This window comes from Pseudolysinimonas sp., assembly GCF_031389465.1.
In the GTDB taxonomy this organism is placed as follows: Bacteria; Actinomycetota; Actinomycetes; order Actinomycetales; family Microbacteriaceae; genus Pseudolysinimonas_A.
The window spans coordinates 1-7479 of sequence record NZ_JANMSQ010000044.1; the positions used below are offsets into that span (position 1 = coordinate 1).

A 7479-nucleotide genomic window follows, 5' to 3' on the forward strand; every position below is an offset into this window, starting at 1 on the left:
CTTCGAGAATAGAAAGATCATCCCGCTCGGTCGCGCCTCTCACGTCCGCACTCGTCGGAGGGGACAGCTCCTTGCTGAGGACTCGGATCACGTACTCCGAGGTCGTAACGCCTTCGGATTTTGCTCTGGCCGCCACGGCGACAACCACATCGTCGGGAATCGTCAGCCTCAGTGTCCGCACGCCAGCCTCACCCATGCCTCAAATCTAGAACAGGGGCACGACACGACGCGGAGCTTGGGCTGATCAGCGCTCGACGCCCATCGCGACCATGACGGCGAGGATCGCCCACCACAGCCCGAGCCCGACGATCAGGCCGACGGCGATCTGCTTCGTGAACTTCCAGCCGAGCCAGGTGGCGACGGCGGCGATCACGGCGGGCACGGTGTCGACGAGCGAGATCTCACCGCGCGGCGCGAGGATGCCGGGGATCGCGATCGCCCCGAGAACAGCCGGGCCAACGAGGGGCAGGTAGCGTTCGACACGCTTCGGCGGCCGCAACTTCTTGCTCACCAGGAAGATGGCGCGCGTCACAAACGTGACGATGCCGCCGAGCACGATCGCCAGAAGCTCAAGCATCGACGGTCTCCGCCCGGTTGCGGTCGGTGACGTTGAGCACGACGGCCCCGGCCACGACGCCCGCGACGGCCCCCACCATCAGGCCCACGCCCAGCGGCAGGGGGTCCGCAACCAGCGCGACGATGCCGGCGACCGCGAAGGCGACCAAGCCCGCGCTGTTCTTGATGAGCGGCAAGGTGAGCAGCAGGAAGGTGAGCGGGATCGCGAGTTCGAATGGCACCCACTCCGGGATGAAGCCACCCGCGACGATGCCGATCGCGAGTAGTGCTGCCCATCCGACCCAGCAGGTGAGCCCGGCCGCAAAGTAGAAGGTGCGCTTTTCGCGGGTGCTGCCCCCGCCATCCGGAGTGTCGAACCGGGCCACAGCAAGCGCGTAGACCGGATCGGCGAGCAGGTAGGCGGCACCGAGGCGTTGCGGCGTCGACCAGTCGGCGAGGTGCGGCGCAAGGGCGGCGCTGTAGAGCAGGTGCCGCGAGTTGATCACGGCGACGGTGAGCACGACGATCCCGAGGGCCGCGCCGACATGCAGCAGTTGCACGGCGGCGATCTGCGCAGCCCCGGCGAAGATGGTCGGTGAGGTGAGGATCGAGATGAGCGGATCGACGCTCGTCGCCCCCATCGCTGCCCCGGCTGCGATTCCGAACGGGATGTAGCTCACGATGATGACACCCGCGGCTCGGATGCCTGCTCGGCGCGCCGCCCGCACCCGGTCATCCTCGTTGAGCGGAACGGGCGGCGTGATCACTCGATCACCCTGTCACCGAGAGCCGACACCCGCCACAGCCGATTGACGACGGGTGGCCCGTGTGGCGCGAGAAGACCGGTCAGACGTCGATGCGATCCCGGTCGAGGCCTTGCCCGGCGATGATGAAGTCTTTGCGCGGCGCGACGTCATTGCCCATGAGCAACTCGAAGACGCGCGACGCGTTCTCGGCATCCGACACCCGCACCCGCCGGAGGGTGCGGTGCTTGCGACTCATTGTGGTCTCCGCAAGCTGGTCGGCATCCATCTCCCCCAGTCCCTTGTAGCGCTGGATCGGGTCCTGGTACTTCTTGCCAGCCTTCTCGAGGTTCTTCAACACCCCGTGCAGCTCGGGCTCCGAGTAGGTGTAGATCGTCTCGTTCGGTTTCGATCCGGGGTTCATCACGACGACGCGGTGCAGCGGCGGCACGGCCGAGAACACACGACCGTCGTCGATCATCGGACGCATGTAGCGGAAGAAGAGGGTGAGCAGCAGGGTGCGGATGTGGGCGCCGTCGACATCGGCGTCGGCCATGATGATGACCTTGCCGTAGCGAGCCTGGTCAAGATCGAACGAGCGCCCGGACCCAGCGCCGATCACCTGGATGATCGAAGCGCACTCCGCGTTGCCGAGCATGTCGGCGACCGACGCCTTCTGCACGTTGAGGATCTTGCCGCGGATCGGCAGCAGCGCCTGGAACTCGCTGTCGCGGCCGAGCTTCGCGGTGCCGAGCGCCGAGTCGCCCTCGACGATGAACAGTTCGGTGCCCTCCACGTTGTTCGAGCGGCAGTCGACGAGTTTCGCCGGCAGCGACGACGACTCGAGTGCGTTCTTGCGGCGCTGCGTCTCTTTGTGAGCCCGGGCCGAGATGCGGCTCTTCATCTCGGCGACGATCTTGTCGAGCACGAGCGCCGTCTGGGCTTTGTCGTCGCGCCTACTGCTCGCGAACCGCTCCCCCAACGCCTTCGCGACGACGCCCGCGACGATGTTGCGCACCGCCGGGGTGCCGAGGATCTCCTTCGTCTGCCCCTCGAACTGCGGCTCGGGAAGGCGCACTGTCAGCACGGCGGTGAGCCCGGCGAGGATGTCTTCCTTCTCGAGCTTCTCGGATGCCCCGACCTTGAGTCGGCGCGCGTTCTTCTCGATCTCGGAACGCAGGAACTTCATCAGCCCCTGCTCGAACCCGGACTGGTGGGTGCCGCCCTTCGGGGTGGCGATGATATTGACGTAGGAGCGGAACACCGTGTCGTACCCGACGCCCCAGCGCAACGCGATGTCGACCTCGGCCTCGCGCGCGACCTCGGTCGGCACCATGTGGCCGTTCTCCCGCAACACCGGAACGGTTTCGGTGAAGTTGCCGGTGCCCTGGATGCGCCAGGTGTCGGTCAGCGCCGCGTCTGGGGAGAGGTAGCCGACGTACTCGGCGATCCCGCCGTCAAAGCGGAACGTCTCGCGGGTGGTTTCCTCGCCCCTCTCATCGACGACCTGGAGCGCGAGGCCAGGAACGAGGAACGCCGTCTGTCGTGCCCGGGCGGCGAGTTCATCCAGCTGGAATTCGGCGCCCTTGGTGAAGATCTGCCGGTCGGCCCAGTAGCGGATGCGGGTACCGGTAACGCCTTTCGCGACCTTGCCGATCTTGCGCAACTCGCTGCCCGAGACGAACGGGGTGAACGGCGCGTCGGGGCTGGGCTCGCCGTCATCCTCGAAGATCCCCGGCTCGCCGCGGTGGAACGACATCGCCCAGGTAGCGCCGTCGCGGTCGACCTCGACATCCAGCCGTTCCGACAGCGCGTTCACGACCGAGGCGCCCACGCCGTGCAGACCACCGGATGCGGCGTACGAGCCGCCGCCGAACTTGCCGCCGGCATGCAGTTTCGTGAAGACGACCTCGACGCCCGAGAGCCCCGTCTTGGGTTCGATATCCACGGGGATACCGCGCGCCGTGTCGCGCACCTCGACACTCGCATCGGGGTGAAGCGTGACCTCGATCTCGGTACCGAACCCGCCGAGAGCCTCGTCGACGGAGTTGTCGATGATCTCCCACACGCAGTGCATGAGACCCCGCGAATCGGTCGACCCGATGTACATGCCGGGGCGCTTGCGCACCGCCTCGAGCCCTTCGAGCACCGACAGGTGACGGGCGGAATAGTCGTCGCTCGCCACGGGTTCAGCTCCTTGTCGAGGCCTCCAGGCAAGTTGGCCGTCGATCAGACTAACCCCGATCGAGGACCGTCCCCGGGATGCCACCCCGGGTGACTCGCGACTGGCACCATTCCCAGCTATTCCCGGATGCGCCGTGAGCGAAATGCAACGCCCATGACACATGTGTGACACAGGGGCGTGCTTGTATTGAGTCACGGAAAGCCGATCTCAACCCGAGGAGGAGCACATGTCGCAGTTCGCATCCGACAGTACGGTCGACGAACTCGAGGTTGCCGCAGCCATGCTCACCGGCCTCGACCGTTGCGACTACTGCGGGGCCCAGGCCTACGTGAAGGCCACCCTCGCGACCGGCGAGCTCCTGTTCTGCGCGCACCACGCTGCAGAGTTCAAAGAGAAGGTGCAGCCCATCGCCCTCGACTGGCACGACGAGTCCAGCCGCCTGCTCGCGCCGGTTTCCGACTAGTCAGACCTGTTCTTCCCGAAAGGCCTCCGGTTCTCCGGGGGCCTTTCGTTGTGCCGTGCTTGGATGGGCGGGTGCCTGGGATCCGCCGTCGAGCTCTCATCGACCTCGACGCGTTTCTTCACAACGGTCCCGGTGAGGTTCTCGACGCGCGCGCAGATGCCTACGGCCACGGGCTCGAGGTGATCGCCCCCACCGCACTCAAGGCGGACGTTCGCCAGATCGTCGTCAGCAACGAACAGGATGCGACAGTCGCCATCGCTGCCGGGTTCCGTCGCGAGGCGGTACATATCGCTCGCGAGCCGTTGGTGGCGGATCCCCGAGCCTACGGACTCGGTCACGACGGACGTCCGGTGATGTCACTCATCGGGGAGATTGTCGCTCTGAAGCGAGTGCCCCCCGATGCGGGAGTCTCCTACGGCTACACCTACCGCACGTCGGTCGCAACAACGCTGGCCCTCGTCGCACTCGGCTACGCCGACGGGGTACCGCGGCTCGCCTCCAACCGTGTCCGTGTGCTCGTCGGCGATGCCACGTTCCCGCTCGTTGGCCGCATCGCGATGGACCAGTTCGTGCTCGACGTCGGTGACGCAGCCATTGAGCTCGGGTCCGACGCGGTGTTATTCGGCGACCCCGCGCGTGGTGAGCCGTCAGTGCTCGAGTGGTCTGGCTGGACCGAGCGTGACCCTCTCGCGCTCACTGCGGGGATCGCGTCACGCGTAGTGCGGAGCGCTCGATGAGCGCCCGCATCGAGATCGACCTCGACGCCTTCCGACACAATGTGCGCACCCTCGCCGCGCTCGCGGCGCCCGCACGCACGATGCTCGCGGTGAAGGCCGACGGCTACGGCCACGGGATGCTTCCCATCGCCCGCGCGGCCCTCGAGTCGGGAGCGGATTCCCTCGCCGTGCTCGACGTACCGGCTGCACTGACCCTCCGCTCCGCGGGCATCGACGCCCAGCTCTTCGCCTGGCTTCACGGTCAGGACACCGACTTCTCGGCAGCGATCGATGCGGACGTCGACCTCGGGGTTTCATCGCTCACCGAGCTGCGACGAATCGCGGACGCCGGCGTGGCATCCGTTCACCTCAAAATCGACACCGGGCTGCACCGCAACGGCGCGAGTCCCGAGGACTGGCCAGCCCTCGTGCAGGCGACCCTTGAGCTTCAGGATGCGGGCCGCGTGCGTCTCGCTGGCCTGTGGTCGCATCTCGCGGACGCGTCGCCCGAAGATGACGCCGCCGCCCTCGCCGAGTTCCAGGCTGCGGTCGCTGTTGCAGCGGGGCTCGGAGTACCGATGGAGGGGCCCGACCGACCGCTGCTGCATCTCGCTGCGAGCTCCGCCGGCATTCGGATGCCGGAGGCCCGCTTCGACCTCGTACGCTTCGGGATCGCCGCCTATGGGGTCTCACCGTTCGACGATGTCGACGCGCGGGGCCTCGGGATGCGCCCGCCGATGACGGTCAGAGCGACGGTGATCGACCGCCACTTCGACGTCGCGACGCTCGATCTTGGTTCCGCGGATGGCATTCCGCCCAACCGGTCCGACGGGCAGGTGTTCCTCGATAACCGGCGGCTCGAGGTGGCGCAGGTGTGGATCGACACCACCTGGATCCGCGTCCCGGAAGACGTCGATGTCGCGATCGGTGACACGGCGATCATCTTCGGTCCCGGAGATCAGGGCGAGCCGACCGCCGAGGAGTGGGCCGCGTGGGCGGGCACGATCGGCGACGAGATCCTCGCACGGGCATCCACCCGCATTCCGCGCCTTTATCTCAACGAGTAGGCCGCGGCAGCGGTTTCGACACGCCGCCTACAGCGGCTGCTCAACCAGCGGGGTGGGGTCAGGCGACGCGGCGGATGATGCCGAGCGGGGTGGACTCGTGGCCCTGGCCGATCGGGTTGTCCTTGAGGATGCGCGCGACGAGCAGCTCGGTCGCCCGATCGGTCGTCGATCCGAGCACGTTGCCGCCGATGTCGTTGATGTCGACGAGGAATACCTCGACCTTCCTGCCCAACCCGGCCAGCACATCCCGAACGCCTTCGCTCGTCTTGCGCGGCTTCGCTGCGGTGAGCACGACCATCTCGTCGTAGGGCGGAATCGTCGGGTAGCCCGGGCCGTCGATGCCGCGCGCCTTCGTGCCGGCGATCCGGTAGAAGTCGCCCGTGCGGCCGAAACGCTTGGTGACGACCGAGACGGCGGCGGCGAGCAGGATGCGCGGCGTGCCGACCTCGCGGATCGCCCACTCCATCGTCTCGGGGATGCCGAGGCCGATACCCCAGGGGGTGCGCACGACGCGTTTCGAGAGCCAGACGGCGAGCGGGCGCGCCTTCGTTTCCGCGACCGGGTACGCGCGACCCTGCGAGCCGGCGACCATCTTCTCGGTCATGAACAGCCAGTCGCCGTCCTGCAACAGCCCGAGCGCGTACTTCTCGACCACCGGGTCGAGCGGCTCCCCGGGCAGCACGACGTGGGTCTTGATCGGGATGCGCTCGTAACGCACGCCGTCGACCTCGATCTCACGAGGCCGCACCCGGTTCTCGTCGTAGGGGACGTCCACGCGGTCTACTCGAGGTAGTCGCGCAGCGACTGCGAGCGGGACGGGTGACGCAGCTTCGCCATCGTCTTCGACTCGATCTGACGGATGCGCTCTCGCGTCACGCCGAAGGTGTCGCCGATCTGGTCGAGGGTCTTCGGCATGCCGTCGCCGAGGCCGAAGCGCATGCGGATGACGCCCGCCTCACGCTCCGAGAGGGAGTCGAGGAGCGACTCGAGCTGCTTCTGCAGCATGGTGAAGCCCACGGCGTCGGCCGGAACGACCGCCTCGGTGTCTTCGATCAGGTCGCCGAACTCGCTGTCGCCGTCTTCGCCGAGCGGGGTGTGCAACGAGATCGGCTCGCGGCCGTACTTCTGCACCTCGATGACCTTCTCAGGGGTCATGTCGAGTTCGCGGCTCAGCTCTTCGGGCGTGGGCTCGCGGCCGAGGTCCTGCAACATCTGGCGCTGCACGCGGGCGAGCTTGTTGATGACCTCGACCATGTGCACCGGGATGCGGATGGTGCGGGCCTGGTCGGCCATCGCGCGGGTGATCGCCTGCCGGATCCACCAGGTCGCGTAGGTCGAGAACTTGAAGCCCTTGGTGTAGTCGAACTTCTCGACCGCACGGATGAGGCCGAGGTTGCCCTCCTGGATGAGGTCGAGGAACTGCATTCCGCGGCCGGTGTAACGCTTCGCGAGCGAGACGACGAGTCGGAGGTTGGCGCCGAGCAGGTGGCTCTTCGCACGCTGCCCGTCGCGGGCGACCCAGGTGAGTTCGCGGCCGAGTTGGCTGCGCTTCTCGTTCTCGGCCATCTGCGAGAGCTTCTCTTCGGCGAACAGGCCCGCCTCGATGCGCATCGCGAGCTCGAGTGGATCGCCCACGACGGTCGGCGCGGCAAGAACCACCTGCTCGAGGCCAACCTCCGACTCGTGGTGTCGTTGGCCAAGCGCTACACGGGCCGTGGCATGCAGTTCCTCGACCTCATCCAGGAGGGAA

Annotated in this window: 8 protein-coding genes and 2 pseudogenes; 4 read left to right on the forward strand and 6 right to left on the reverse strand. The window is 67.1% G+C overall.

Features of this window, described 5'->3' with window-relative positions:
• The 4 genes and pseudogenes from RMO30_RS01790 to RMO30_RS01805 form a co-directional block, all read right to left on the reverse strand.
• Positions 1-196: pseudogene (locus tag RMO30_RS01790) on the reverse strand (hypothetical protein); the annotation flags it as partial.
• A gap of 48 nt (positions 197-244) precedes the next feature.
• Positions 245-577, reverse strand: a complete 333-nt coding sequence (locus RMO30_RS01795) for an AzlD domain-containing protein (protein ID WP_309708712.1) — start codon at positions 575-577, stop codon at positions 245-247.
• Positions 570-1322, reverse strand: coding sequence for an AzlC family ABC transporter permease (locus tag RMO30_RS01800; RefSeq protein ID WP_309708716.1), 753 nt, complete (start codon positions 1320-1322; stop codon positions 570-572). The genes RMO30_RS01795 and RMO30_RS01800 overlap by 8 nt, the downstream gene beginning before the upstream one ends.
• Positions 1323-1401: 79 nt before the next feature.
• Positions 1402-3483 (reverse strand): DNA topoisomerase IV subunit B, encoded by a 2082-nt coding sequence (locus RMO30_RS01805; RefSeq protein ID WP_309708719.1) that lies wholly within the window; start codon positions 3481-3483, stop codon positions 1402-1404.
• A 226-nt stretch (positions 3484-3709) separates the two neighbouring features.
• Here RMO30_RS01805 and RMO30_RS01810 point away from each other — a divergent pair, with 226 nt between their 5' ends.
• The 3 genes from RMO30_RS01810 (at position 3710) to RMO30_RS01820 (ending at position 5729) form a co-directional block, all read left to right on the forward strand.
• Positions 3710-3946 carry a hypothetical protein gene (locus RMO30_RS01810; RefSeq protein WP_309708722.1) on the forward strand — a complete coding sequence of 79 codons (237 nt, stop codon included), beginning with the start codon at positions 3710-3712 and terminating at the stop codon, positions 3944-3946.
• Between the two features lie 71 nt (positions 3947-4017).
• Positions 4018-4683 (forward strand): alanine racemase C-terminal domain-containing protein, encoded by a 666-nt coding sequence (locus tag RMO30_RS01815; protein WP_309708725.1) that lies wholly within the window; start codon positions 4018-4020, stop codon positions 4681-4683.
• Complete coding sequence (locus RMO30_RS01820; protein WP_309708728.1) at positions 4680-5729, forward strand: alanine racemase; 1050 nt, start codon at positions 4680-4682, stop codon at positions 5727-5729. The genes RMO30_RS01815 and RMO30_RS01820 overlap by 4 nt, the downstream gene beginning before the upstream one ends.
• Positions 5730-5787: 58 nt before the next feature.
• Here RMO30_RS01820 and RMO30_RS01825 read toward each other — a convergent pair whose 3' ends face one another.
• Positions 5788-6504 carry a F420-0--gamma-glutamyl ligase gene (locus RMO30_RS01825; protein WP_309708731.1) on the reverse strand — a complete coding sequence of 239 codons (717 nt, stop codon included), beginning with the start codon at positions 6502-6504 and terminating at the stop codon, positions 5788-5790.
• 5 nt (positions 6505-6509) lie between these two features.
• Positions 6510-7352, reverse strand: a pseudogene (locus RMO30_RS01830) (RNA polymerase sigma factor); the annotation flags it as partial.
• Between the two features lie 63 nt (positions 7353-7415).
• On the opposite strand from RMO30_RS01830, the gene RMO30_RS13095 reads away from it, so the two are divergent.
• Positions 7416-7479 (forward strand): hypothetical protein (locus RMO30_RS13095; RefSeq protein WP_397427874.1); only part of this gene is annotated, 64 nt, incomplete at its 3' end.